Raw genomic sequence first — 26,178 nt, forward strand, 5'->3', positions numbered from 1 at the left:
CGCAGCCGGCGCAAGTGGCGGCGGCGGGCCAGCCCGCCCCGAAGCTGGCCGCGGCCGCGCCGGCGCTGGCCAGCCAGCCAGCGCCGGCAGCGCAGTTGCCGCAGCCGCAAGCGGCGCAGCCTGCCCGTCCCAAACCCGAGCGCCAGGATACCGCGGCGGCGGTCCCGGCGGCGGCATCGCAATACAAGGTCAAGTCGGGCGACACGCTTGGCCGCATCGCCGCCCAGCTCAAGCCGGTTGACGTCTCGCTCGACATGATGCTGGTGGCTTTGTTCCGCACCAATCCGGATTCCTTCGTCGCCAACAACATGAATCGCCTAAAGTCGGGCCAGATCCTGTCGGTGCCGGACTCCGACGCCATCAAGGGCGGCAGCGACAGCGAAGCGCGCGGTGTCGTCGTCGCCCACGCCGCCGATTTCAACGATTACCGCAACAAGCTGGCCGGCCAGGTCGCCAACGCGGCGCCCGCCAAGGCCCAGGACACGGGCCAAAGCGCGGCCGGCAAGATCACGGCGAAGGTCGAGGAACGCGCGACCGCGGCAAACGAATCGAAGGACCAGCTCAAACTGTCGAAGGCTGGCGCCGCCGGCAAGAACGCCGCCCCTGTGGCGGAAGACACGATCGCCAAGGACCGCGCGCTGGCCGACGCCACCGAGCGCGTCAAGGAACTCGAACGCAACGTCAACGACCTCGAAAAGCTGATGCTCGTCAAGAGCCGTGCCGGCACCACGGCCAGTGCCGGCAAGCTCGCCGCCGTCGCCGATGTGACGACCGAAGTCAAGCCAGCCGCGCCGGCGGGTGAAACGCTGCCAGCGCCGTCGCCGCAGAAGGTCGCGCAGAAGCCGGCCCCGGCGCCAGTGGCACCGGTGGCACCAGTGGCGCCGACCCTGGTCGATACGCTGATGGACAACATCACCCTGATCGGCGCCGGCGCCGCCGTACTGCTGCTGGCGCTGTTCGGCCTGTCGCGCCGCAAGAAGCGGGGCGCCGCCGGGTCGACCGAGCCGTCGATCCTCGGCGCGCCGACCAACCAGGCCCATTCGCTGTTCGCCGAAACCGGCGGCCAGAGCGTCGACACCAGCAACAGCGTCTTCAATTCCAGTTTTGCGCCTTCGGCCAGCCAGCTCGACACCAACGAAGTCGACCCGGTCGCCGAGGCCGACGTGTATATCGCCTACGGCCGCGATGCACAGGCCGAGGAAATCCTCAAGGAAGCGCTGCGCTCCCATCCGGAACGCTATCCGGTGCGCCTGAAGCTGCTCGAAATCTACGCCGCCCGCAAGGACCAGCGCGCGTTTGAAACCCAGGCCGGCGAAATGTACGGCATGACCCGCGGCCAGGGCGCCGACTGGGCGCAGGCAGCGGCACTCGGCCTTGTCATCGATCCGCTCAATCCCCTGTATGCCAGCACCGCCGATGCACCGCCTTTGGCGCCGGCCGCCAGCACCGAAACGATCGCCGAGCAGGCCATCCTGAACCAGATGCATGACGAAGGCCTGGCGGCCGACGACCATCTGCTGATGGACCTGGACGGCAACCAGCTCGACGCGCTGGCGGAGGAGACGATCGTCGCCGCGCCCGCCATCGACCACGCGCAGGACGACCATACGCTCGACTTCGACCTCGGCGGCCTCGATTTCGAGCCGCTCGCCAGCACGCAGCCATCAGCAGCAGCGGCTGCGGCGGCAGCAGCCGATCCGCACGACCTGGCGTTCAACGTCGAGCCGATCGCCGCCGCCGCACCGGACGCACCCGCCGCCCAGGAACAGTCGTTCGACCTCGCCTTCGACCTGGCCTTCGATGCGCCGGCCACGCCGAATCCGGCCCCTGCGACCGCGCCGAAGTCGCTTGATGACATGCCCTTTGACTTGAATAGCAACGACCTGTCGTCCGATTTTCAGATGGCCGACCTGGTCCGCGAATTCGACCTGCCGAAGCTGCCCGAGCCCGCGGCTGCCCCGTTCGCCGCCCCGCTGGCCGACCTCGACGCCATGGACTTCGCTGCGCCGGCGCTGGCGACTGCCGCGCCGAGCAACGCCCAGGGGCCGCAATTCGACATGTCCGGCATCGACCTTGATTTGCCGGCCGAGTTTGCGGCAGGTTCGCCGCCAGCGATCGCCGGCGGCGCCCCAGCCGACCTTTCTTTCTCCCACATGGAGATGGAGACCAAGCTCGATTTGGCCATCGCCTACCAGGAGATCGGTGACAGGGAAGGCGCGCGCGAGCTGCTGGACGAAGTCATCAAGGGCGGCAGCATTGACCAGGTCGGCAAGGCGAACGACATGCGTTCGAAGCTGGTCTAAGGAAACACTACGCACTATCCCGCACTATCCCGCACTATCACGCAATCGGAATCACGCAATTGGAATTGACTTGAAACGGATCGCACTCGGCATCCAGTACGACGGCACGCCTTGGAACGGCTACCAGAAACAGCCTGATCGCAACACCGTGCAGGATCGCCTCGAAATCGCCTTGCAGCAGTTCGCGCGGGTCGACCTGGCCACCACCTGCGCCGGCCGCACCGACACCGGCGTGCACGCGCTCGAGCAGGTGGTCCACTTCGACACCGACCTCGAGCGCGGCATGCAGTCGTGGCTCCGCGGCGTCAACGCCTTCCTGCCCGAGTCGATCGCGGTACGCTGGGCTACCGAAACGCCGCTTGACCCCGAACACGAATTTCATGCCCGCTTTTCGGCCAAGGCGCGCACCTACCACTACGTTTTGTATAACAACCCGGTGCGCTCGCCCTTGCTGGTTGGCCGCGCCGGCTTCAGCTTCCGCCCGCTCGACGCTGACCTGATGCGCGAGGCCGCCCGCCACCTGGTCGGCGTGCACGATTTCTCGGCGTTTCGCTCGTCGCAGTGCCAGGCCAAGTCGCCGGTCAAACAGATGCATGAAGTGAGCGTCGAGCGGCACGGCGAGGTGCTGGTGTTCACCTTGCGCGCCAATGCCTTTCTGCACCACATGGTGCGCAACCTGATCGGCTCGCTGATTTATGTCGGCAACGGCCGTCACCCGCCTTCCTGGCTGGCCGACGTGCTCGAAGGACGCAACCGCAACGACGCCGCGCCCACCTTCATGCCGGACGGCCTGTACCTGGCAAAAATAGATTACGATCCGAAGTGGGGATTGCCGCAAGAGGCGCGCAGCCCCTTGCCCTGGTTTATGCCGGGCCGTTGAGTTTGTAAACCCGCTTTTAAACCCGTCCATCCCGTTCCCGTTCAGACCATGCCACGTACCCGTATCAAAATTTGCGGGATCACCCGCGATGAAGACGTTTGCAGCGCGGTGCGCCTCGGTGCCGACGCGCTCGGCTTCGTGTTCTATGCCGCCAGTCCCCGTTACGTCAGCGCCGCGCGCGCCGGCGCGCTAATGGCCGCCATGCCGCCGTTCGTCACGCCGGTAGCGTTGTTCGTCAACGCCAGCGTTGAGGAGGTGATCGAAGTTGCCCGGCTGGCCCCGTTTGCCCTGCTGCAGTTCCACGGCGACGAGACGCCCGTGCAATGCGCCGCCATCGCCGCAGCGGTCAACCGGCCCTTCATGCGCGTGTTTCGCGTCAAGCCCGACACGAGCGCGGCCGATTTGCTAAAATACGAACTTGAATACCGCGCCGCCAGTCCCTTGTTCTCGAGCTTGTTGCTCGACACCTTTGTGGACGCCTACGGTGGGGCAGGAAAGGTTTTCGATTGGTCTCTCATTCCAAAAGAACTCGCGCCTCGGGTCGTTTTAAGTGGTGGCTTGAGCGCAAGCAACGCGACTGACGCGGTTGCACGTGTTCGTCCCTTTGCCGTCGACATCAGCAGTGGCGTCGAGCAGCACAAGGGCATCAAGGACGCCCGCAAGATCGCCGATTTCGTCGAGGCGGTGCGGGCGGCAGACGCCACCTCGTGAAGCCAAACCTTAAGCGAAAATTCCCATGAAATCAGCACCTAGCCGCGCTCCCGGCGCGCCAATATTCAAGACCACAGATTACCAACTGCCCGACGCGCGCGGCCACTTCGGCCCGTACGGCGGCGCGTTCGTCGCTGAGACGCTCACCCACGCGCTGGCCGAACTGAACGACGCGTATGCGCGCTACAGCACCGACCCGGAATTCCTCGACGAGTTTCGCTATGAGTTGAAGCACTTCGTCGGCCGTCCGTCGCCGGTCTACCACGCCAGTCGCTGGTCGCGGGAAAACGGCGGCGCGCAGATCTACTTCAAGCGCGAAGACCTGAACCATACCGGCGCCCACAAGATCAACAACGTGATCGGCCAGGCGCTGCTGGCCAGGCGCATGGGCAAACCGCGCATCATCGCCGAAACCGGCGCCGGTCAGCATGGCGTCGCCACCGCCACCATCTGCGCCCGCTTCGGCCTCGAATGCGTGATCTACATGGGCAGCGAGGACATCAAGCGCCAGGCCCAGAACGTCTACCGCATGAAGCTGCTGGGGGCCACCGTGGTGCCGGTCGAATCGGGTTCGAAGACGCTCAAGGACGCGCTCAACGAAGCGATGCGCGACTGGGTCACCAACATCGAAGACACCTTTTATATCATCGGCACCGTGGCCGGCCCGCACCCGTACCCGATGATGGTGCGTGACTTCCAGTCCGTGATCGGCGAGGAATGCCTGGTGCAGATGCCCGAGATGACCGGGCGCCAGCCGGACTACGTCATGGCCTGCATCGGCGGCGGCTCCAATGCGATGGGCATTTTTTATCCGTACCTCGACGAGAAGGACGTCAAACTGATCGGCGTCGAGGCGGCCGGCGAAGGCATCGAATCGGGGCGCCACTCCGCTTCGCTGAGCGTCGGCATTCCCGGCGTGCTGCATGGCAACCGCACCTACCTGCTGCAGGATGCCAACGGCCAGATCACCGAGACCCATTCGGTCTCGGCCGGCCTCGATTATCCCGGCGTCGGGCCCGAGCACTCGTGGCTGAAAGATCTGGGGCGCGCGCAGTACGTGTCGATCACCGACGACGAGGCGCTGCAGGCCTTCCACGACTGCTGCCGCATCGAGGGCATCATCCCGGCCCTCGAATCGGCGCACGCGATCGCCTACGCTACCAAGCTGGCCGCCACGCTGCCGAAGGACCAGATCATCCTGGTCAATCTGTCCGGCCGCGGCGACAAGGACATGCATACCGTGGCCGAGCGGATGGGGCTCGATTTCAGCTGATTTTTTGAGCTGATCGCCTGTTCCCACACACTCCCACGAAAGTAAATATATGTCCCGAATCGACGCTGTTTTTTCCGCACTCAAGGCGCACCACAAGACCGGCCTGGTCACCTTCATCACGGCCGGCGACCCCGGTCCCGAGATGACGGTGCCGCTGATGCACGCGATGGTCGCCGGCGGCGCCGACGTCCTCGAACTGGGCGTGCCGTTTTCCGACCCGATGGCCGAAGGGCCGGTGATCCAGCGTGCCTGCGAGCGTGCGCTCAAGTTCAACATCGGCCTGCGCGACGTGCTAGGTTTCGTCCGCGAGTTCCGCATCACGAACCGCGACACGCCGGTAGTGCTGATGGGGTACGCCAACCCGATCGAGCGCATCGGCCCTGACGCCTTCATCGCCGCCGCAAAGGAAGCGGGGGCCGACGGCGCCATCGTCGTCGACTATCCGCCGGAGGAGTGCGAGCAGTTTGCCGCGGCGATGCGCACGGCCGGCCTCGACCTGATCTTTTTGCTGGCCCCCACCTCCACGCCTGAGCGCATCGCGCAGGTGGCGCGGGCTGGCTCGGGTTTCAGTTACTACGTCTCGCTCAAGGGCGTGACCGGCGCCGGCACCATCGACACGGCCGATGTCGCGCTGCGGGTGGCCGCCATCCGCGAGCACGTCAAGCTGCCGATCGGCGTCGGTTTCGGTATTCGCGACGGCGCCACGGCCAAGGCAGTCGCGCAGGTTGCCGATGCGGTGGTGATCGGCAGTCGCATCATCCAGGAGATCGAGAACACGCCGAAAGAGGGCGCGGTGGCGGCGGTGCAGGCGTTCGTGGCCGGCATCCGCAGCGCGCTCGACAGCAAATAAGCAGCGTAAGGCGCGAAAAATCCGCGCGGCAATCGCCCGCCGCAACAGTGCGGTCGGTGCTAAGCTGACGCCTAGTTGAATTATTCATAACACTGCCATAAATGCAATTCCGGCGGGGAATGTTCGACAAGGCGAGCTCTAGCGGCTAAACTACCGCCAACTAAAGAATCACTGCCGAATTGCCGCAGAAGGAGAATGTATGAGTTGGTTGGAAAAACTGCTGCCACCCCGGATTCAGCGCTCGGACGCCGCTTCGCGCAAGACTGTGCCGGAGGGCCTGTGGGTCAAGTGTCCCTCGTGCGAGGCGGTGCTGTACCGCACCGACCTTGAAACGAACCTGCACGTCTGCCCGAAATGCAGCCACCACATGCGCATCCGCGCGCGCCGGCGGCTCGACAGCCTGCTCGACGAAGGCGGCCGTTATGAAATCGGCCAGGAAACCTTGCCGGTCGATACGCTCAAGTTCAAGGACAGCAAGAAATACCCTGACCGCCTCAAGGCGGCGATGGAAGCGACGGGCGAAACCGATGCGCTCATCGTACTCGGCGGCGCCATCATGAGCTTGCCTGTCGTGGTCGCCTGTTTCGAATTCGAATTCATGGGCGGCTCGATGGGCTCGGTCGTCGGCGAGCGCTTCGTGCGCGGCGCCCAAGCCGCGCTCGAGCAGCGCGTCCCGTTCATCTGCATCACCGCCACTGGCGGTGCGCGCATGCAGGAAGGCTTGTTGTCGTTGATGCAAATGGCCAAAACCACCGCGATGCTGACCAAGCTGTCGGAAAAGAAGCTGCCGTTTATCAGCGTGCTGACCGACCCGACCATGGGCGGCGTGTCCGCCTCGTTCGCCTTCATGGGCGACGTCGTCATCGCCGAGCCGAAAGCACTGATCGGTTTCGCCGGCCCGCGCGTGATCGAAAACACGGTACGCGAAAAGCTTCCTGAAGGCTTCCAGCGCGCCGAGTTCCTCGTCACCAAGGGCGCCGTCGACATGATCGTCGACCGCCGCAAGATGCGTGAAGAAATCGCCCGCTTGCTGGCCCTGCTGCAAGGCCAGGCTGCCGAAGTCATCGCGTAAGCGCCGGAGTTCTTTTCAAAACCGTGCGCAAGCAAGTGTGCGCACGGTTGTCTACTTCAAATCGATCAAGTCGATCCCATGCAAACACTCCCCACCACCTTGCCCGACTGGCTGGCCCTGCTCGAGTCGCGCCACGCCGAAGTCCACATCAACATGGGCCTCGATCGTGTCCGTGCCGTCAAACAGGCAATGGGCCTGCGGTTCGGCTGCCCGGTCATCATGGTGGCCGGCACCAACGGCAAAGGCTCGACCTGCGCCATGCTCGAGTCAATCCTGCTGCGCGCGGGCTACAAGGTCGGCCTCTACATCAAGCCGCATTTCCTCGACTTTAATGAACGCGCAAGGATCAATGGCGAACTGGCGTCGGACGCGGCGCTGATTGACGCCTTCAACGCGGTCGAGGCAAGCCGCACCGACATCGACCTGACGTATTTCGAATTCACCACGCTGGCCATCATGCACTTGCTGGCCGGCGCCAAGCCCGATGTCGCGATCCTCGAAGTAGGACTCGGCGGGCGCCTCGATGCGGTCAACGTGATCGACGCCGATGTTTCCATCGTCACCAGCGTCGACATCGACCATACCGATTTCCTCGGCACCACGCGCGAAGCGATCGGCTTCGAAAAAGCCGGCATTTTCCGCACCGGCAAGCCGGCCATCTGCAGCGACCCGGTACCGCCCGCCTCGCTGGTGGCGCACGCCGAAGCGATTGGCGCCGACCTGTGGCTGCTGGGCCGCGACTTCAATTATTCCGGCGACAAGCAACAGTGGAATTACGGCGGGCGCAATCAGCGCCGCAATTCGCTGGCCTACCCGAGCCTGCGCGGCGCCAACCAGTTGCTCAACGCCGCCGCCGCGCTGGCCGCGCTCGAAGTGCTGCGCCTGGAACTGCCGGTCGGCGCCCAGGAAGTGCGCAGCGGCCTGGTCATGGTCGAATTGCCGGGGCGCTTCCAGGTACTGCCGGGCCGCCCGAGCGTCATTTTCGACGTCGCCCACAATCCGCACGCCGCTTCGGCGCTGGCCCAAAATCTCGGCAATATGGGCTTCCACCCGTATACTTATGCCGTGTTCGGCTCAATGCAGGACAAGGACGTCGACGGCGTGATCGCCGCGATGGCCGGACACATCGATCATTGGTGCCTGGCCGCACTGCCGTCGCCGCGCTCGGCCCATACCGCCCAACTGGCGCTAGCGGTCGAGCAGCACCGGCCGGCCGACGCCAGGGAAGGGGAGTGGTCGAGCAGCCAGTTTGCCGATCCGGCAAAAGCTTTTGCGAATGCGATGAGCCGGGCTGGGGAGAATGATAGAATCGTGGTCTTTGGCTCGTTCTACACCGTTGCAGGCGTGATGGCAGCCCGCAAATCTTCTTTACACTGAAAATATACCGCATGGGCTTGTTCTCGTTCCTCAATAAAAACAAGCAAGAAACCACTGGCGAAGACAGTGGCTATTTTTCCCGCGATGACGACTCGGCCGCCACCCAGGCCCGCTCCAAGCGCGCTTCCAGCGCCAATCAACCGGCGGCGCCACGCGGCAAGAAGGCCGGTGCCTCCGACGATCCGGTGCTGCCGGAAAAAAAGCGCGCGCGGCGCCGCCTGGTCGGCGCGATCGCGCTGGCGCTGGCGGTCGCGGTCGGCCTGCCGATGCTGCTCGACGCGGAACCTAAACCGCTGGCCAGCGATCTCTCGATCCAGATCCCGTCGCGCGACAAGGCGCCGCCGCTGCCGTTGCCGGCAGCTCCCGGCGCCGCGCTCTCGCCCCCGGTATTGCCCGCCGATTCGCTCGACCGGCGCGAGGAAATCGTCGAAGCACCCAAGCCGCAGCCGGCCGAGGTCAAGCCGGTGTCGCTCGATACCAAGGCCCAGGCCCAGGCCCGCGCTGTTGAGCCCAAACCGCCGGCTGTGAAGGCTGAGCCGAAAAGTGAGCCGAAGAGCGAACCCAGGCTCGCCAGGATAGAACCCAAGCCGGTTGCCAAGGTCGACGACAAGCCAGCGGACAAGATTGCCAAGGCGCCGCTGGAAAGCAGCCGCGCGCAGGACATCCTCGAAGGAAAATCTGCGGAGCCGGCAAGCGAGAAATTCATCGTGCAGGTTGCGGCCCTCGGTAGCGCCGAAAAAGTCGCCGAGTTGCAAGACAAGCTGAAGGCGGCCGGGATCCGCTCCTTCACCCACAAGGTGTCGACGCCCTCGGGCGAGCGCATCCAGGTCAAGCTCGGCCCGTTCAGCCGGAGTGAAGCGGACAAGATGCACGCCAGGCTCGAGAAGGTCGGACTGCCGGGCAGCATGGTCCGTTCCGATGGCAAATAGCCGGACCCGGGCGACGCCGGCGTGACCATTTTCGATTATTTGGTCTTGTTCGTGCTCGTGGCGTCAGTGGTGATCAGCACCCTGCGCGGCCTGGTCAAGGAAATTCTTTCCCTGCTCGGCTGGGTGGTTGCTTTCGTCGTCGCCAACGCCTACGGCGCGCAATTGGCGCCGATGTTGCCGGCGATGATACCCGGCGAGGCGGTGCGCCTGATGGTGGCCTTCGTGGCCTTGTTCCTCGGCGTGCGCATCCTGATGGGGCTGTTGACCATGGCGGTCGATGCGTTAATCCAGGCCGCCGGCCTGAGCCTGGCCGACCGCGGCCTCGGCGGCTTGTTCGGTCTGGCGCGAGGTATTGTAATTGTGTTGTTCGGCGTCATATTGTGCGGCATGACGTCGATCCCGCAACAAGATTTCTGGAAGAGCGCGCTGCTCTCGCCGATGGCGGAAACCGGCGCGCGCACCGTCAAACCTTTCCTGCCGGCTGCCCTTGCGCAGCATGTGCAATTTTGAACAATTTTTCAATTTCAGGCTGTCCCAGCTTTAGGAGCACACCATGTGTGGCATCGTCGGCGTCGTTTCGCATAATCCCGTCAATCAAGTCCTGTACGATGCATTGCTGCTGTTGCAGCACCGCGGCCAGGATGCGGCGGGCATTGCAACCAATCACAGCAGTATGTTTTCGATGCACAAAGCCAACGGCCTCGTGCGCGACGTGTTCCGCACTCGCAACATGCGTTCATTGCAAGGCAACTCCGGCATCGGCCATTGCCGCTATCCGACCGCCGGTTCATCCAGCGAAGAAGAAGCGCAGCCGTTCTACGTCAACGCGCCGTTCGGCATTACCCTGGCGCACAACGGCAACCTGACCAACCAGGGCGAGCTGAAGCAGGATCTGTTCAATAACGACCGTCGTCACATCAACACCGATTCCGATTCCGAAGTGTTGCTCAACGTGCTGGCCCACGAAATCCAGGAAGCCACCACCGGCTATTCGCTCGACCCCGACGCCATCTTCAAATCGGTGGCGATGGTGCACCGCCGGGTGCGCGGCGCCTACGCGGTGGTGGCACAAATTGCCGGCCATGGTCTGTTGGCGTTCCGCGATCCGTTCGGCATCCGGCCGCTGTGCATCGGCGTCAATGAAACGGCGCAGGGCAACGAATACCTGGTGGCGAGCGAATCGGTGGCCCTGGAGGGCATCGGCTTTCGTTTCCTGCGCGACATTGCACCTGGCGAAGCCGTGTTCATCGACAACGATGGCATGTTGCACGCACGCCAGTGCGCCGACAATCCTTCGCTCAATCCGTGCGCCTTCGAATACGTTTACCTGGCGCGGCCGGACTCGATCCTCGACGGCGCCTCGGTCTACGCGACGCGCCTGAAAATGGGCGAATACCTGGCCGAGAAAATCCGCGCCGAGTTTTCAAGCGGCGAAATCGATGTCGTCATGCCGATTCCCGATTCGTCGCGCCCGGCTGCCATCCAGTTGGCGCTCAAGCTCGGCATCGAATACCGCGAAGGCTTCATCAAGAACCGCTACATCGGCCGCACCTTCCTGATGCCGGGCCAGGCGATCCGCAGCAAGTCGGTGCGCCAGAAGCTCAATGCCATCAGCTCCGAATTCAAGGGCAAGAACGTGCTGCTGGTAGATGACTCGATCGTGCGCGGCACCACCAGCCGCGAGATCGTCCAGATGGCACGTGAAGCGGGCGCGCGCAACGTGTATTTCGCTTCGGCAGCGCCGCCGGTGCTGTTTCCGAACGTCTACGGCATCGACATGCCGACCCGCGGCGAGCTGATCGCCTACGGCCGCAGCAACGAGGAAATCTGCCGCGAGATCACTGCCGACCGGCTGGTGTACCAGGACGTCGACGCGCTCAAGCGGTCGATCATGGACGTCAATCCGGAACTGCGTAATTTCGAGGCATCCTGCTTTGACGGCGTCTACGTCACCGGCGACATCACCCAGGCCTATCTCGACCGGCTCGAATTCGCCCGCCATAATCCAAAGGAAGCGCCGCCGGAAGACGCTGCCCGTACCCAGCTCAACCTGACACTGGTGAACGCAGAATAAAAGGCGCCAACGTGAACGATAACGTGAACGACAAAAGAAGTTTCGGCTTTACCACCACCATCCTGCACAGCGACCGTCGCAAAGCCATCGAGCACGGGTCGCTGCACAAGCCGGTGCATACGTCGGTGGCGTTTGGCTACAGCGATGCGCGCCAGCTGGCGTCGGTGTTCCAGGGCAAGGAGCCGGGCTTTCGGTACGGCCGCCAGGGCAATCCGACCGTGGCCGCGCTGGAAGAGAAGCTCACGCGCATGGAAGACGGCGTCTCGACGATCTGCTTCGGCACCGGCATGGGCGCGATCGGCGCGATTTTCCAGGCCTTGCTGCGCTCCGGCGACCATGTGGTGTCGTCGGCTTTCCTGTTTGGAAACACCAACAGCCTGTGGCAGACGGTGGCCAGCCAAGGGGTCGGCGTGGCGTTTGTCGACGCCACCGACGTTGCCAACGTCGAAGCAGCCTTGACGGCCGACACCCGGCTGGTATTTGTCGAGACCATCGCCAATCCGCGCACCCAGGTCGCCGACCTGGCCCGCATTGGCGCGCTGTGCCGTGAGCGCGGCATCTTGTTCGTCGTCGACAACACGATGACCACGCCTTACCTGTTCCGCCCGAAAAACGTCGGCGCCGGGCTGGTTGTCAACGCGCTGACCAAGTCGATCGCCGGCCATGGCGTCGCCCTCGGCGGCAGCCTGACCGACAGCGGCGAATACGACTGGCAGAACTATCCGCATATCGCCGCCAGCTACCAGCGTAATCCGCCGGCCCAGTGGGGCATGGCGCAGATCCGCGCCAAGGGCTTGCGCGACTTCGGCGCCTCGCTCGGGCCGGAAGCGGCGCATCACATCGCGCTCGGCGCCGAAACGCTGGCGCTGCGCATGGAGCGCAGCTGCGGCAATGCGCTGGCACTGGCGCGCATGCTCGAAGCCGACCCGCGCGTGGCGGCGGTGCACTATCCGGGGCTGGCCTCGCATCCCCAGCACGCGCTGGCAGGCGAATTGTTCCGCTCGTTCGGTCCGCTGTTCAGCTTCGTGCTCGAGGACGGCATCGATTGCTTCGACTACCTGAACCGGCTGCAAATCGGTATTTCGGCCAGCAACCTGGGCGACACCCGCACCCTGGTCATCCCGGTCGCCCACACCATCTTCTTCGAGATGGGCGCACAGCGCCGTGCCAGCATGGGCATTGCCGAATCGCTGATCCGGGTTTCGGTCGGCATCGAAGATACCGACGATTTGCTGGCCGACTTCAGCGGCGCGCTGCAAGCCTGACACTTTACCAATGGAGGCCGAACCGATGAAAAAAGTCGTAATGTGCCTGTGCCTGACGTTGGCCGTGGCGGGACTTGCCAGCGCCGATGAGCTCGCCGACGCCAACGCCTTGTTGAAGAAAAAGGCCTATCCTCAGGCAATCCAGCTGTACACCAAACTGGCCAACGCCGGCAACGCCGAAGCCCAGTTTCAATTGGGCGAGATGTACTGGTACGGCGAGGCCGGTGCGATCGATGAAGCGAAGGCCGATGCGTGGTTTCGCAAGGCCGCGGCAAAAGGCAACAAGGGCGCCGCCGCCGCGCTCGAACTCGTGAAGCAGCGCACGCTGCGGCGCGCCGACATCGACTACTGGATCTCGACATACGACGGCGCCGACCTGGCGGCGGGCACATTCCGCTGCATCGCGCCGCGTATCCCCGCGCTCTCGAAGACGAATGACGAAATCGCCAGTGTCGGCAACAGCGTCAGCACCTGGCAGGCCTGCTACAACGGTTTCGTGGCGAACCTGAACGCCAACACGCCAATGACCAAACTGATACCGCCCGACATCGCCAAGCTGTTCAATCAGAAGGAGCTCGACGCCGCGACGGCCTACCTCGACGACGTGCAGCAGCGTATCTCGGCCGACGCCACGATCAACGCCCAGCTGGTGCTGGCCGACTTCGCCGCCTGGCGCAACGCGACCGAAACGTACGTGGCGCAGCACAACCAGGTCGTCAAGAGTTCGACTGCCGCAAACCGCAGCGAAGACCTTGGGGCGCGCAAGAACAACTACGCCGCGCCCACCAGGTGAACGCGGCCCAAGGTCTTAATGCCAGCTGCGCATCAGGCCGACGGCCAGGCCTTCGAGGGTGAACTCGTCGACCGCGGGGTCGACCCGAATCACCTTGAAGTCCGGATTTTCCGGGTGCAGCTCGACCAGCGAACCGATTTTCTTGTAGCGCTTGACGGTGACGTCGTCGCCGATCCGCGCCACCACGATCTGGCCGTTCTTGGCGCTGTCGACTTTTTTCACCGCCAGCAGGTCGCCGTCCATGATGCCGGCGTCGCGCATCGACTCGCCGCGCACTTTCAGCAGGTAGTCAGGGCGGGCCGAAAACATTGCCGGGTCGACGTTGTAGGTCGCCTCGACATGCTGCTGCGCGAGGATGGGTGAGCCGGCGGCGACGCGCCCGACCAGCGGCAGCGCCATCATGAGCGCGGGCGGCGGCAGCAGGCTCGACGCGGCGACCGGGCCGAGCAGGCGGATGCCGCGCGACGTGCCCGGCGAAATTTCAATCGCGCCTTTGCGGGCCAGCGCCTGCAAGTGTTCCTCGGCGGCGTTGGCCGATTTAAAGCCGAGTTCGTTGGCGATTTCGGCCCGGGTCGGCGGAAAGCCGGTGTTGTCGATGGCATCGCGGATCAGGTTGAGGATCTGTTCTTGCCGTGCGGTGAGCTTGATCATGGAGTTAGGCAAAGGCTGGTTGTATAAACAGACTGTATTTTTGTACAGTATTTCACCCAGCGCAAGTGAAATTCACGAAAAATCACCGGCTTGCCGAATTTATCGCCATTTATTTCATCAAGTTGGCCAATTACCGGGTTCGCGCGGCGCAAAGTGGCCCGATGCGCTGATCCAGGCCGCGCTGGCCGAACAGTCGGGGCTTGCCCAAGCTGCCCATTAGGCGTTATACTTGCCGGCTTTCCCTTCCCACACTCGTCTTGACGCCGAGGTGGGCTTTTGTTTTAAACGTCCCTAAGGAGTTATGCATGCGTCATTATGAAATCGTTTTTATCGTCCACCCGGACCAAAGCGAGCAAGTCCCGGCGATGATCGAACGTTACAAGGCCAGCGTTTCTGCGCGCGGCGGTAACATTCATCGCGTCGAAGACTGGGGCCGTCGTCAGATGGCTTACTCGATCCAGAAGCTGCCAAAAGCACACTACATCTGCATGAACATCGAATGCGACAACGATACCCTCGTGGAACTCGAAACCGCATTCAAATTCAATGATGCCGTGCTGCGTCACCTCACCGTTCGTATGAAGAAGGCTGAAATCACGCCGTCGCCGATGATGAAGTCGGTACAACGTGAAGACGCAGCAAAGAGCCACCGCTCGGAAGCGCACGCAGCAGCAGCACCGGCCGCAGCTCCGGCTGCCGCAGCTGCCTGATTGTTGGCAGGGAAGCGTAAGCTGGCGAAGTGACTCACAAAGGTGAATCAACTTCAGTTTGTAGCCCAAATTTCGGAGCGCGACGTATTGCGCTACACCCCGGCTGGCGTGCCGATCGTGTCCGCCACCCTGACGCATAGTTCGCATCAGGTGGAAGCCGGGGTCGACAGGTTGACCGAGTTTGAAATCACCGCGTTCGCCGCGGGCGAGATTTCAGGCCGGTTTTCCCGGGCCGAGTTGGGATCTGCGCACCAGTTCACAGGCTTTCTTGCCAAGAAGAGTCGCAACAGCAAAGCGCTGGTGTTTCACATCATTGATTTTAGTGCCGCCGCCTAAGCGGAGCACATTTTTAGATACAGGAGCCTCAAATGGCATTCGGTAAAAAGTTCGACAAGAACAAGCTCAAGCTCAAAGAAAAACGCAAACAACAGAACCCACTGTTCAAGCGCAAGAAATTCTGCCGCTTCACCGCGGCCCACGTTGAGCAGGTCGACTACAAAGACGTCGACACCCTGAAAGACTTCGTCCAGGAAAACGGCAAGATCATGCCGGCACGCCTGACCGGTACCAAGGCGCACTACCAGCGCCAGGTCGACACCGCCATCAAGCGCGCCCGCTACCTCGCGCTGCTGCCTTACACCGACCTGCACCACGCTTAAGCTGCAGAGACACTGGAGAAAAATATGCAAATCATCCTGTTAGAAAAAGTTGTTAACGTGGGCAACCTCGGCGACGTCGTCAAAGTCAAAGACGGTTACGCACGTAACTTCCTGATCCCGCAACGCATGGCTCGCCGCGCGACCACGTCGGCCATCGCCGAATTCGAAGTCAAGCGCGCCGAACTCGAAAAAGCAGCAGCGGCCAAGCTGTCCGCTTCGCAGACCCAGGGCGAAAAGCTGAGCGGCATGACCATTACGATCGCTCAAAAAGCCGGCGTCGATGGCCGTCTGTTCGGTTCCGTCACCAACTTCGACATCGCTGAAGCGTTGACGAAGCAAGGTTTCGCAGTCGAAAAATCGCAAGTGCGCATGCCTGTCGGCCCGCTCAAGACCACGGGCGACCACGCTGTTGCCGTTGCCTTGCACACCGACGTGGTGGCCGAGATCACCATCTCCGTCGTTGGCGAAACTGCCTAAGGTTCAAGCTTGTCGCGCGGGCCATGTGCCCGCGCGATGACGCGATCAAGCCGGGTTATAGTCGTCAGATACCTGGGCAAAAAGCCGGACATTGTCCGGCTTTTTTTACGTCCCTGCGACGCGGTTTTCTCTCTTATTGTTGGGGGTTGGTCAACCGAAACGGGTATAATTCGCGCCATGAACGCCCCCTCCGATCCGCAACTCGATGCCCTCCGTATTCCGCCCCATTCGATCGAAGCGGAACAGTCCGTCATTGGCGGCTTGCTGCGCGATAACGCCGCGTGGGACCGCATCGCCGACTTCATGCACGCCGACGATTTCTACCGCTACGACCACCGCATCATCTTCGAGCAGCTCGTCAAGCTGATCAACGCTGCCCGGCCCGCCGACGTCATCACCGTGTTCGAGGCGCTGACCAACATGGGCAAGGCCGAGGAAGTGGGCGGCCTGCAATACCTGAACGCGATGGCGCAGAACACGCCATCAGCGGCCAACATCCGCCGCTACGCCGAGATCGTGCGCGACCGCGGCATCCTGCGCAAACTGATCACCGTCGCCGACGAGATTTCCGGCAATGCGTTCAATCCGCAGGGCAAGGAAGTCAAGCAGATGCTCGACGAGGCCGAGTCGAAGATTTTCGCCATCGCCGAAGAAGGCTCGCGCGGCGCCCAGGGCTGGGTGCCGATCCAGCCGCTGCTGACCCAGGTGGTCGAGCGCATCGACGAGCTCTACAGCCGCGACAACCAGAGCGAGATTACCGGCGTGCCGACCGGCTTCATCGATCTCGACCGCATGACCTCGGGCCTGCAGCCGGGCGACCTGGTGATCGTCGCCGGCCGCCCGTCGATGGGAAAGACGGCGTTTTCGATCAACATCGGCGAGACCGTCGCCATCGAGTCCGGCCTGCCGGTTGCCGTGTTCTCGATGGAGATGGGCGGCACCCAGCTGGCGATGCGTATGCTCGGCTCGGTCGGCCAGCTCGACCAGCACCGCCTGCGCACCGGCAAACTCAACGACGAAGACTGGCCGCGCCTGACCCACGCGATCCAGAAGATGAACGACGCCCAGTTGTACATCGACGAAACGCCGGCGCTCAACTCGATCGAGCTGCGGGCCCGCTCGCGCCGCCTGTCGCGCCAATGCGGCAAGCTTGGCCTGATCATCGTCGACTACCTGCAACTGATGACCGCCAACCAGCCAGGCGACAACCGCGCCTCCGAGATTTCCGAAATCTCGCGCGGCCTGAAGGGCCTGGCCAAGGAGCTGCACTGCCCGGTCATCGCGCTGTCGCAGCTGAACCGCTCGCTCGAGCAGCGTCCCAACAAGCGCCCCATCATGTCCGACCTGCGCGAATCGGGCGCAATCGAGCAGGACGCCGACGTCATCATTTTCCTGTACCGCGACGAAGTGTACAACCCCGATTCGCCCGACAAGGGCACCGCCGAGATCATCATCGGCAAGCAGCGTAACGGCCCGATCGGCTCGGTCCGGCTCACCTGGATCGGCCAGTACACCAAGTTCGGCAATTACAGCGGCGGCCTTGCGCTCTACCAGGGCGATTGACAACCCGCGAGTTGACAATCCGAGAGCGCCGACTCCACGCGGCCGCTTTCAGCACTTCCAGTACGATCTAACGGAGAATATGAATGTTTGGACGCTTGATGCCCACCGAGGGCAAATTTTTTGATCTGTTCAACCAGCACGCCGCCTTGTGCGTGAAGGGCGCGCACGAAATGGTCGGCCTGATGACCAATTTCGACGACCTCGAAAAACGCGTCCATGCGATCGAAACCATCGAAAAGCAGGCCGACAAGATCACCTATGCCACGGTCGACATGCTGCACAAGACCTTCATCACGCCGATCGACCGCGACGACATCCACAAGCTGATCACCCGCATGGACGACATCCTCGACCTGATGGAAGACGCGGCCCAGACCGTGTCGCTGTACGACCTGAAGGCGGTCACGCCGGAAGCGAAGCGCCTGGCCGAACTGTGCCTGGCGTGCTGCGAAAAAGTCCAGCAGGCGGTGGCCATGCTGCACAACATGGACAATTCGCACAAGATCGTCGCGATCTGCGAAGAGATCGACCGCCTCGAGTCGGATGCCGACCATGTGATGCGCGCGGCGATGTCAAAATTGTTCCGCGACGAGCCGGACGTGCGCAACCTGATCAAACTGAAAGCCATTTACGAGATCCTCGAAACCGTCACCGACCGTTGCGAAGATGTTGCCAACATCATCGAAGGCATCATCGTCGAAAACGCGTAATCGGATCTCCCACATGCAAACTCTTCAAATGAGCATTTACGTGCTCGTGTTCCTGGTTGCGCTTGCGCTGATCTTCGACTTCATGAACGGCTTTCACGACGCCGCCAATGCGATTGCCACGGTCGTGTCGACGGGCGTGCTGAAACCGCAGACGGCGGTGGCGATGGCCGCCGTTTTCAACTTCATCGCCATCTTCGTCGTCGGCCTGAAAGTGGCCGCCACCGTCGGCAAGGGCACCATCGACCCCGCCGTGGTGGACCAGTACGTCATTTTCGGCGCGCTCGTCGGCGCCATTATCTGGAACCTGATTACCTGGTACTACGGTATCCCGTCGTCGTCGTCGCACGCGCTGATCGGCGGCCTGGTTGGCGCCGCCGTGGCCAAGTCCGGTACCGGCGCGCTGGTTGGCAGCGGCCTGCTCAAGACCGTGCTGTTCATCGTGGTGTCGCCGCTGGTCGGCTTCCTGCTCGGCTCGTTGATAATGATCCTCGTATCCTGGGTATTCGTGCGCTCGACCCCGCGCAAGGTCGACACCTGGTTTCGCCGCGCGCAGATGGCATCGGCTGCAGCGTACAGCCTCGGGCACGGCGGCAACGACGCCCAGAAAACCATCGGCATCATCTGGATGCTGCTGATTGTCGCCGGCGTATCGACCAAGGCCGACGCCGCGCCGCCGATGTGGGTCATCATTTCCTGTTACGCCGCGATCAGCTTCGGTACGTTGTTCGGCGGCTGGCGCATCGTCAAGACCATGGGCCAGAAGATCACCAAGCTCAAACCGGTGGGCGGCTTCTGCGCCGAAACCGGCGGCGCGATCACGCTGTTTGCCGCCACCGCGATGGGCATCCCGGTATCGACCACCCACACCATCACCGGCGCCATCGTCGGTGTCGGATCGGCCCAGAAGATGTCGGCGGTACGCTGGGGCGTGGCCGCCAACATCGTGTGGGCCTGGATCTTCACGATCCCGGCGTCGGCCCTCATGGCGGCGATCGCCTGGTGGATCGGCACCCACGTCTTATAGCCGTTCAGCGGCGGCCGGTGCGCTCGACCAGTTCGATCTCGAACAGCTTCGGCCAGTGTTTGCCGGTGACGAACAGGCGGCGGTGGACGGCGTCCCAGGCGATGCCGTTGAGGACGTCGTCCGGCCCCATGCCTTTCCAGGCCGGGTCGGCAAGTCCCGTCAAGTCGATCCAGCCAAGGACGTTGCCGTTGGCCGGGTCGATGCGGGCGATGACGTTCGAGCCCCAGACGTTGGCGTAGATCTGGCCATCGACCCATTCGAGCTCGTTCAGGCCGGCAATCGGCTTGCCGTCGGCGCTGACCCGGATGCGGCGGACCTCGGCCAGGGTTTTCGGATCGAGCACGCGGATGGCCGGGCTGCCGTCGCTCATGAAGACCTGCTTGCCGTTGCTGGTCAGGCCCCAGCCTTCGCCTTCGTACGAGAACTTGCGCTTGACGTCGAACGTTTTGGCGTCATAGACGAAGCCGACCTTGCTGGTCCAGGTCAGGCCGACGATGTCGTCGCCGACCGCGGCGATGCCTTCGCCGAAAAACTCCGCCGGCACCTCCTTTTTCTGCAGCACGCGGCCGGTTTCCAGCTGCACCCGGCGGATCGATGACTGTCCCTTCAGGCCGGTGCTTTCGTACAACACGCCATCCTTGATGAACAAGCCCTGGGTGAACGCCCCCGTATCGTGCGGATAGGCGTGCTTGACCATGAAGGCGTAGACGGGAATGGCCGCTTCGGCCGCGCCGAAGCCGCCGACCGACCAGGCCAGGGCGCCCAGCAGCAGACGCCTGCGGACAGAGAGAGTCGATTTTTTCAATGCGTACCTTTGTTTGACGATGTGCGCTGCTGCGAGATGCTACCGCAAATCGCGCCAAACCGCCGAACGGTCGCGGCCCGTTCCTGCTACCCCAGCTCGACTTCCAGCCCTTCGTAAGCGAGCACCACCTTGAGCGCGGCCGGCGGCGGCTGGCGCGCCAGCAGGTCGGCGAACGCCGCCTCCAGTTCGTCATCGCCGCGGGTCGGCTCATGGTGGGTCAGGTACAGCGCCTTGGCGCCGACCCGGATCGCCAGCGCCAGCGCCGAGTCGAGCGTGCCGTGGCCCCAGCCCTGCTTGGCCGGATATTCGTCGCGCGTGTACGAGCTGTCGACGATGAGCGCGTCGACGCCTTGCATGGCACGCTCGATGGCTTGCTCGCGCTCGTTGATGGCGCACCGGGCCGCGGCGTGGCGCGCGTCGCTTTCTGGGTAGGGGTTGCTGAACGGCTCATGGTCGCCGGTGAAGAACAGCGACTTGCCGTTGCAGTCGATGCGGTAGCCGAGATTGATCACCGGATGGTTCATCACGACGTTGCCGACGGTGGCGTTGCCGACCGCCACCGGCTGCCCAAGCGCCAGCGTGCGGTAATCGATGGTGGCCGCCATCTGCGCTTCGCCGACCGGGAAATAACTGTTTTGCAGTTGCACGCCGAGCACGTGTTCGATGCCCCTGCCGCTGACCAGGTCGCGCGCACCGTGCAGGCGCACGTGGCTGCCGGCATGGAACAAAGGCGTAAAGAACGGCAAGCCGTGGATATGGTCCCAGTGGCTGTGGGTAATGAAGATGTTGGCGCGCACCGGCAGGCGCGCCAGCAGGCTCTGCGCCAGCGCGAAGATGCCGGTGCCGGCATCGAGGATGATCAGGGTGCCGTCGTCGGTGCCAACCTCGATGCAGGTGGTGTTGCCGCCGTAACGGGCGGTACGCGGGCCGGGCGACGGAATCGAGCCGCGCACGCCCCAGAAGCGCAATTTCATGGTTTTCTATCCCGGCTGTCGACGCAGTCGCGTATTTAGTTGCAATCAGGATTGATGATAGCGGTTTTATATCAAAATGGCTTGCACATATATTTCGGCATCATGAAACGTGCGCGCGGCTTCGGCGACCGCTTCCCGGTACCGCTTGAAAGCGGCCGCCCGGTCCGTTATCAGTCCAACGGCAACAAGGTGGTGGCACCGTTCCATCTCGATCCCACACTGTTCAACGCCTTGCTTGCGCCAAGCACGCCGCACAGCTTTTCCGACTCCCAGGCAGCCTGGAATCAGGGGGAATCCGGCTTCTGGGCCAAGTAGAAAAACGATAACTCGATGGGGTCCAGCGACCCGGCGAGCGGGACTGTCCAGTAAGCCCAACGCCGCTCAGCGCAGCACGTTTAAAAATAAAAAAACCCTGTGCACTCGTTCAGCGCACAGGGTTTCTGGTTGATGCCGCAGCCGCAGTTACCTGCTAGTTACAGCACCTCGCTGGCGTGATCCGCCAGGCGCGAACGCTCGCCGCGCGCCAACGTCACGTGGCCGCTGTGGGACCAGCCCTTGAAGCGGTCGACGACGTACGTCAGGCCGCTCGAGCCTTCCGTCAGGTACGGCGTGTCGATCTGCGCGATGTTGCCCAGGCACAGGATCTTGGTGCCGGGTCCGGCGCGCGTGACCAGCGTCTTGAGCTGCTTCGGCGTCAGGTTCTGCGCCTCGTCGATGATCAAAAACTTGTTGACGAAAGTACGTCCGCGCATGAAGTTGAGCGACTTGATCTTGATGCGCGAACGGATCAGGTCCTGGGTTGCGGCGCGGCCCCACTCGCCGCCATCCGAATCGGACTTGTTGAGCACCTCGAGGTTGTCGTCGAAGGCGCCCATCCACGGCGACATTTTTTCTTCTTCCGTGCCCGGCAGGAAACCGATGTCTTCACCCACCGGCACCGTCACGCGGGTGACGATGATCTCGTTGTAGAGCTTGGTCTCGAGCACCTGCGCCAGGCCCGCGGCGAGCGCCAGCAAGGTCTTGCCGGTGCCGGCCTGGCCGAGCAGGGTGACGAAATCGCATTCCGGATCCATCAACAGGTTCAACGCGAAGTTCTGCTCGCGGTTGCGGGCGGTGACGCCCCACACGTTGTTCTTGCTGTGGCTGAAGTCGCGCAAGGTGCGCAGCACCGCCGTCTTGCCGGTGAGCTGTTTTACCTGTCCGTAGAACGGCGTCTCGCCGTTTTTTGGTTCGAGGAAGACGAACTGGTTCACCAGCAAGGTCGGAATGGTCGGCCCGGTAACCCGATAGAAGGTCGACGAGGAGCCGTTCTTGTTCTCCTGCCACGACTCCATGTCCTTGCCGTTCTTGTTCCAGAAATCGTCGGGCAATTGCACGATGCCTGAATAGAGCAGGTCGGTGTCTTCCAGCACATGGTCGTTGAAGTAGTCTTCAGCCGGCAGGCCCAGCGCGCGCGCCTTGATGCGCATGTTGATGTCTTTCGACACCAGCACGATGGCGCGGCCCGGCAATTCGGTTTCCAGGTTACGCACCACGCCGAGGATCTGGTTGTCGGCCTTGCCAACCGGCAGGCCTTCCGGCAGGGTCGGGCCGTTTTGCAGCCGGGTCTGGAAGAACAGCCGGCCCTTGGCGTCCTTGTTGCCCAGCTTTGCCAGCGGGATGCCCGCTTCGATCGCATGGTCGTCGATGTTGGCAATCAGCGCGTCGAGCGTACGCGACACCTGGCGGGCGTTGCGCGCCACTTCCGACATGCCTTTCTTGTGATCGTCGAGCTCTTCCAGCGTCATCATCGGCAGGTAGACGTCGTGTTCCTCGAAGCGGAACAGCGACGACGGGTCGTGCATCAGCACGTTGGTGTCGAGCACGAACATCTTGCTCGTGCCGCTCTTGTCGGCCTGCCGGCTGGTGGACGACTTGATGATCGCCTCGACCGGCTTGTGCTTGGCCGGGTGCGGTGTGTCGAGCTCGTTGTCGGACTGCTTGGCGCGCGCGGCAGGACGCTCTGCGTCGGCATGCGTCGGCAGTGCTACCAGGACAGGCGCCGGCGGCGGTGCTGCGGTAGCCGCTTTCGGCTTGGCGCTGCGCGCCGCTTTCAACGCCGGCACGGCCTTGCCGCTGATCAGGTCCTCGACCGGGTCGAGGGGGTGAACCTGGGCGGCAGCGGGTGCCGCCCGTACCGCGCTCTTGCGCGGCTCCGCTTTGGGGTAATCTTTTGCCAGCAACAGGGCGGCCGGCTTGGTAGGAAGTTTTGGCAGTGGCATCAGGGTCTCAATCTAAAAAATTCCGAAGGGCAGCGGCGCGAGCGAAGGCTATGCGGTGGGGCCGGCCTGGTCGAACTACATGGATGAGGCGCTGGTCAGTCACGGCAAACAGGCCGGACCGGCAGGCCGCCAGATTGGGATGATGCGGGGAAAAAACGCTTTGACTCAAAATAGGCGATTGCAATCGATTTTTACGGCAGGTTAATTAACGGTGAGCGTCAGCGGTGAGGGTCAGCGGTGAGCGGCTTTGCTTTTGCTATTGCTGGGGCTGGCTCTTGACGAATTCCAGCACTTCATCGGCGTGGTCAGGCACCTTCACGCCTCGCCATTCTTTCACCAATCGGCCCTCAGCGTCAATTACAAACGTACTGCGCTCGACGCCGCGAACCTGTTTGCCGTACATATTTTTCATCTTCATGACGCCGAATTGCAGGCACACCAATTCTTGCGGGTCCGAGATCAGTTCAAACGGCAAGCCCAGCTTCGACTTGAAGCCTTCGTGCGAACGCAGCGAATCGCGGCTGATGCCGTAGATTTCGGTGCCGGCGTCGAGGAACTGGTCGTGCAGTTCGCGAAACGCGATGCTTTCGGTGGTGCAGCCGGGAGTGTTGTCCTTCGGGTAGAAGTACAGCACCGTGTAGCGGGCCGCGCGGCCAGCGAGCTGGAACGCCTTGTCGCCGGTCATGACGGCGGAAAAATCGGGTACGGATGCTGGGGTTTGGCTGTCAGCCACGGCTCTCTCCTGGGCGCACTGCAATAGGCCCGGGCACGATCAGTTCACCTGAACGTCCGGGCAATTCTCCCCAGGCGACCGACCGGTCGGGCAAGGGCGAGTCTTTTATTTTCTCGTAATAGTCGGCCATCGACGCCAGCTGGTAGCCTTGCTCTTTCCAGCCGGTCAATAACTGTTCGAAGATGGGGCCGAGCTTCTGGCCTTCAAGCTCGGCGTGCAAGGTATACACGTGGTCGCGCCCGGCGCCCGCGGTCAGCCCCAGCAGGTGTGCGGCGATGTTGGCGGTCGTAATCGTTACACCGCCGATGCTGCGCCCGAGCAGTTCGTCGAGCGTCGGCAAGGTCGTCGGCAGCTGCACGCAGCGCGAGCCGGGCAGCCGGTACGGGCCGGCCTGCGCATCGCGCAGCGCGCCGTCCTCGCCCAGCATGGCGCGGCCGTCCGACGCGTAGGCGTAGCCGGCCGCATCGTGCTCGGCAAAGGCGTGCTCGTTCATCTGCCAGCCGGCCGCGCCGTGGGTGTTGGCCGGACGGCCGAACACCTGGCGAAAGCGGTCTTCGGCGCAGCGCATGATGTGCGAGGTCCAGGACAGGCTGCTGCTTCGTACGTTGTCTTGCCAGCGCACGTGGTCCCAGGTGTGGATGCCGCATTCGAAGCCGGCCGCTTCGACGCTGCGCATCTCGTCAGCGCAGCGGCGGCCGATGTCCGGTCCCGGCAGAAAGACGCCGTACATCAGCGTCTTGACGCCGTAATGCTCCAGCACCGAGGTGCGCGAGACCTTCTTGAAAAACCCCGGGTTGAACGCGCGCCGCAAGGCCCAGCCGGTATGATCCGGCCCGAGCGAAAACAGGAACGTCGCGCAAGCGCCATGGCGGCTGAGCATGCGCACCAGGTTTGGTACGCCCTCGCGGGTGCCGCGGTAGGTGTCGACGTCGATCTTGAGCGTCAGCAGCGGGCCTTGAGGTGGGATGGGGGAAGCTTGGGTCAAATCATCAATCCATCAGCGCTTTGGCTGCGCCGACCTGGCCGCGGTAGGCGTCGAAGATGTGGCGCAGCGCGTCGGCCATCGACACTGTCGGCGTCCAGCCCAGTTCGGACTCGGTGGCGTCGATCTTCGGCACCCGGTTCTGCACGTCCTGGTAGCCCTTGCCGTAGTAGGCGCCGGAGCTGGTCTCGACCAGTTTCACCTGCTGTGCCGAGTCGGCGTACTCGGGGTATTCGGCCGCCAGCGCCAGCATCATGTGCGCCAGTTCGCGGATCGAAAAATTGTTGACCGGGTTGCCGATGTTGTAGATTTTGCCGGTGGCGACACCGCCTTGGTTGGCGATGATCCGCACCAGCGCATCGATGCCGTCGTCGACGTAGGTGAACGAGCGCTTCTGCTCGCCGCCATCGACCAGCTGGATGTTCTCGCCGCGCACGATATGGCCGAGGAACTGGGTCAGCACGCGCGACGAGCCTTCTTTGGGCGTGTGGATCGAATCGAGGCCGGCGCCGATCCAGTTAAACGGACGGAACAAGGTGAAATTGAGCCCTTCCATGCCGTAGCCCCAGATCACGCGGTCCATCAGCTGCTTCGAGCAGGCATAGATCCAGCGCGGCTTGTTGATCGGGCCGTACACCAGGTTTGACGCTTCCGGATCGAATTCGGCGTCCGGGCTCATGCCGTACACCTCGGACGTCGACGGGAACACCAGGTGCTTGCCGTACTTGGCGGCCGAACGCACGATCGGCAGGTTCGCCTCGAAGTCGAGCTCGAACACGCGCAGTGGTTCCTTGACGTAGGTCGATGGCGTGGCGATCGCCACCAGCGGCAGGATCACGTCGCACTTCTTGACGTGGTACTCGACCCACTCCTTGTTGATGGTGATGTCGCCCTCGAAAAAGTGCATGCGCGACTTGTAGGATGCGTTGTCGAGCAGCTCGGTGATGCGGTCGGACTGCATGTCCATGCCATACACGTGCCAGTCGGTCGTTTCCAGGATGCGCTTGGACAGGTGGTGGCCGATGAAGCCGTTGACGCCGAGGATGAGGACTTTTTTCATGGGGTTTGCTCGTTTCTTGTTTCTTGTTTCTTATGAATGCGG

At 63.0% G+C, this 26,178-nt stretch carries 28 protein-coding genes; 21 read left to right on the forward strand and 7 right to left on the reverse strand.

The features are described 5' to 3' along the window. The 12 genes from CR103_RS05580 to CR103_RS05635 form a co-directional block, all read left to right on the forward strand. On the forward strand, positions 1–2,303 hold a 2,303-nt coding region (locus CR103_RS05580), incomplete at its 5' end, for a FimV/HubP family polar landmark protein (RefSeq protein WP_099915025.1). 70 nt (positions 2,304–2,373) lie between these two features. After that, positions 2,374–3,183, forward strand: coding sequence for a tRNA pseudouridine(38-40) synthase TruA (gene truA / locus CR103_RS05585; RefSeq protein ID WP_099915026.1), 810 nt, complete (start codon positions 2,374–2,376; stop codon positions 3,181–3,183). A gap of 48 nt (positions 3,184–3,231) precedes the next feature. Beyond that, on the forward strand, positions 3,232–3,894 hold the full coding sequence (locus CR103_RS05590) for a phosphoribosylanthranilate isomerase (protein ID WP_099915027.1): 663 nt from the start codon (positions 3,232–3,234) through the stop codon (positions 3,892–3,894). 25 nt (positions 3,895–3,919) lie between these two features. Further along, on the forward strand, positions 3,920–5,167 hold the full coding sequence (trpB, locus tag CR103_RS05595; RefSeq protein WP_099915028.1) for a tryptophan synthase subunit beta: 1,248 nt from the start codon (positions 3,920–3,922) through the stop codon (positions 5,165–5,167). A 49-nt stretch (positions 5,168–5,216) separates the two neighbouring features. Then, positions 5,217–6,017: a tryptophan synthase subunit alpha gene (gene trpA, locus CR103_RS05600; RefSeq protein ID WP_099915029.1), complete on the forward strand. Its 801-nt coding sequence runs from the start codon at positions 5,217–5,219 to the stop codon at positions 6,015–6,017. Positions 6,018–6,216: 199 nt separating this feature from the next. Then, entirely contained in the window at positions 6,217–7,089 is an 873-nt protein-coding gene (accD, locus tag CR103_RS05605) for an acetyl-CoA carboxylase, carboxyltransferase subunit beta (RefSeq protein ID WP_099915030.1), read from the forward strand. A gap of 78 nt (positions 7,090–7,167) precedes the next feature. Next, positions 7,168–8,466: a bifunctional tetrahydrofolate synthase/dihydrofolate synthase gene (gene folC, locus CR103_RS05610; protein WP_099915031.1), complete on the forward strand. Its 1,299-nt coding sequence runs from the start codon at positions 7,168–7,170 to the stop codon at positions 8,464–8,466. A gap of 11 nt (positions 8,467–8,477) precedes the next feature. Next, on the forward strand, positions 8,478–9,395 hold the full coding sequence (locus CR103_RS05615) for an SPOR domain-containing protein (RefSeq protein ID WP_099915032.1): 918 nt from the start codon (positions 8,478–8,480) through the stop codon (positions 9,393–9,395). A 21-nt stretch (positions 9,396–9,416) separates the two neighbouring features. Continuing rightward, positions 9,417–9,905 carry a CvpA family protein gene (locus CR103_RS05620; protein WP_099915033.1) on the forward strand — a complete coding sequence of 163 codons (489 nt, stop codon included), beginning with the start codon at positions 9,417–9,419 and terminating at the stop codon, positions 9,903–9,905. Between the two features lie 43 nt (positions 9,906–9,948). Next, positions 9,949–11,469, forward strand: coding sequence for an amidophosphoribosyltransferase (gene purF, locus CR103_RS05625; protein ID WP_099915034.1), 1,521 nt, complete (start codon positions 9,949–9,951; stop codon positions 11,467–11,469). A gap of 23 nt (positions 11,470–11,492) precedes the next feature. Next, positions 11,493–12,734 carry a cystathionine gamma-synthase family protein gene (locus tag CR103_RS05630; protein ID WP_099915154.1) on the forward strand — a complete coding sequence of 414 codons (1,242 nt, stop codon included), beginning with the start codon at positions 11,493–11,495 and terminating at the stop codon, positions 12,732–12,734. A gap of 25 nt (positions 12,735–12,759) precedes the next feature. Continuing rightward, entirely contained in the window at positions 12,760–13,527 is a 768-nt protein-coding gene (locus tag CR103_RS05635) for a sel1 repeat family protein (RefSeq protein ID WP_099915155.1), read from the forward strand. 15 nt (positions 13,528–13,542) lie between these two features. Here CR103_RS05635 and lexA read toward each other — a convergent pair whose 3' ends face one another. Then, positions 13,543–14,178: a transcriptional repressor LexA gene (gene lexA / locus CR103_RS05640; protein ID WP_099915035.1), complete on the reverse strand. Its 636-nt coding sequence runs from the start codon at positions 14,176–14,178 to the stop codon at positions 13,543–13,545. On the opposite strand from lexA, the gene CR103_RS21975 reads away from it, so the two are divergent. From CR103_RS21975 to CR103_RS05675, 8 genes are all read left to right on the forward strand, one after another. Beyond that, the gene (locus CR103_RS21975) at positions 14,177–14,398 is read left to right on the forward strand and encodes a hypothetical protein (protein ID WP_143752530.1); all 222 of its coding nucleotides are present in this window, start codon (positions 14,177–14,179) and stop codon (positions 14,396–14,398) included. The genes lexA and CR103_RS21975 overlap by 2 nt on opposite strands. A gap of 85 nt (positions 14,399–14,483) precedes the next feature. Next, positions 14,484–14,888, forward strand: coding sequence for a 30S ribosomal protein S6 (gene rpsF, locus CR103_RS05645; RefSeq protein ID WP_099915036.1), 405 nt, complete (start codon positions 14,484–14,486; stop codon positions 14,886–14,888). 42 nt (positions 14,889–14,930) lie between these two features. Further along, positions 14,931–15,224 carry a primosomal replication protein N gene (gene priB / locus CR103_RS05650; protein WP_099915037.1) on the forward strand — a complete coding sequence of 98 codons (294 nt, stop codon included), beginning with the start codon at positions 14,931–14,933 and terminating at the stop codon, positions 15,222–15,224. A gap of 32 nt (positions 15,225–15,256) precedes the next feature. Next, entirely contained in the window at positions 15,257–15,547 is a 291-nt protein-coding gene (gene rpsR / locus CR103_RS05655) for a 30S ribosomal protein S18 (protein ID WP_028104935.1), read from the forward strand. Between the two features lie 24 nt (positions 15,548–15,571). After that, complete coding sequence (gene rplI, locus CR103_RS05660; RefSeq protein WP_099915038.1) at positions 15,572–16,024, forward strand: 50S ribosomal protein L9; 453 nt, start codon at positions 15,572–15,574, stop codon at positions 16,022–16,024. Positions 16,025–16,201: 177 nt separating this feature from the next. Beyond that, a complete protein-coding gene (locus CR103_RS05665; protein WP_099915039.1) occupies positions 16,202–17,587 on the forward strand; it encodes a replicative DNA helicase in 1,386 nt (461 codons plus the stop codon). A gap of 83 nt (positions 17,588–17,670) precedes the next feature. Beyond that, complete coding sequence (locus CR103_RS05670; protein ID WP_099915040.1) at positions 17,671–18,297, forward strand: DUF47 domain-containing protein; 627 nt, start codon at positions 17,671–17,673, stop codon at positions 18,295–18,297. A gap of 13 nt (positions 18,298–18,310) precedes the next feature. Beyond that, a complete protein-coding gene (locus tag CR103_RS05675) occupies positions 18,311–19,321 on the forward strand; it encodes an inorganic phosphate transporter (RefSeq protein WP_099915041.1) in 1,011 nt (336 codons plus the stop codon). 4 nt (positions 19,322–19,325) lie between these two features. Here CR103_RS05675 and CR103_RS05680 read toward each other — a convergent pair whose 3' ends face one another. Together CR103_RS05680 and CR103_RS05685 are read right to left on the reverse strand one after the other, a co-directional pair. Further along, complete coding sequence (locus tag CR103_RS05680; protein ID WP_229442818.1) at positions 19,326–20,126, reverse strand: glutaminyl-peptide cyclotransferase; 801 nt, start codon at positions 20,124–20,126, stop codon at positions 19,326–19,328. Positions 20,127–20,212: 86 nt separating this feature from the next. Further along, entirely contained in the window at positions 20,213–21,100 is an 888-nt protein-coding gene (locus CR103_RS05685; protein ID WP_099915043.1) for an MBL fold metallo-hydrolase, read from the reverse strand. Positions 21,101–21,202: 102 nt separating this feature from the next. Here CR103_RS05685 and CR103_RS05690 point away from each other — a divergent pair, with 102 nt between their 5' ends. Further along, positions 21,203–21,415 (forward strand): alkaline phosphatase family protein, encoded by a 213-nt coding sequence (locus tag CR103_RS05690; protein ID WP_229442819.1) that lies wholly within the window; start codon positions 21,203–21,205, stop codon positions 21,413–21,415. A 158-nt stretch (positions 21,416–21,573) separates the two neighbouring features. On the opposite strand, the gene CR103_RS05695 is transcribed toward CR103_RS05690, so the two are convergent. From CR103_RS05695 to CR103_RS05710, 4 genes are all read right to left on the reverse strand, one after another. Next, complete coding sequence (locus tag CR103_RS05695) at positions 21,574–23,361, reverse strand: PhoH family protein (RefSeq protein WP_099915044.1); 1,788 nt, start codon at positions 23,359–23,361, stop codon at positions 21,574–21,576. A 256-nt stretch (positions 23,362–23,617) separates the two neighbouring features. Further along, positions 23,618–24,094, reverse strand: coding sequence for a peroxiredoxin (locus CR103_RS05700; protein ID WP_099915045.1), 477 nt, complete (start codon positions 24,092–24,094; stop codon positions 23,618–23,620). Further along, positions 24,087–25,079: a polysaccharide deacetylase family protein gene (locus tag CR103_RS05705; RefSeq protein WP_229442820.1), complete on the reverse strand. Its 993-nt coding sequence runs from the start codon at positions 25,077–25,079 to the stop codon at positions 24,087–24,089. Before CR103_RS05705 ends, CR103_RS05700 begins: the two co-directional genes overlap by 8 nt. Before the next feature lie 4 nt (positions 25,080–25,083). Beyond that, positions 25,084–26,136 carry a bifunctional UDP-4-keto-pentose/UDP-xylose synthase gene (locus tag CR103_RS05710; protein ID WP_099915046.1) on the reverse strand — a complete coding sequence of 351 codons (1,053 nt, stop codon included), beginning with the start codon at positions 26,134–26,136 and terminating at the stop codon, positions 25,084–25,086. Between the last annotated feature and the right edge of the window lie 42 nt (positions 26,137–26,178).

Source organism: Massilia psychrophila (assembly GCF_002760665.1).
Classification (GTDB): Bacteria; Pseudomonadota; Gammaproteobacteria; order Burkholderiales; family Burkholderiaceae_D; genus JAFCUW01.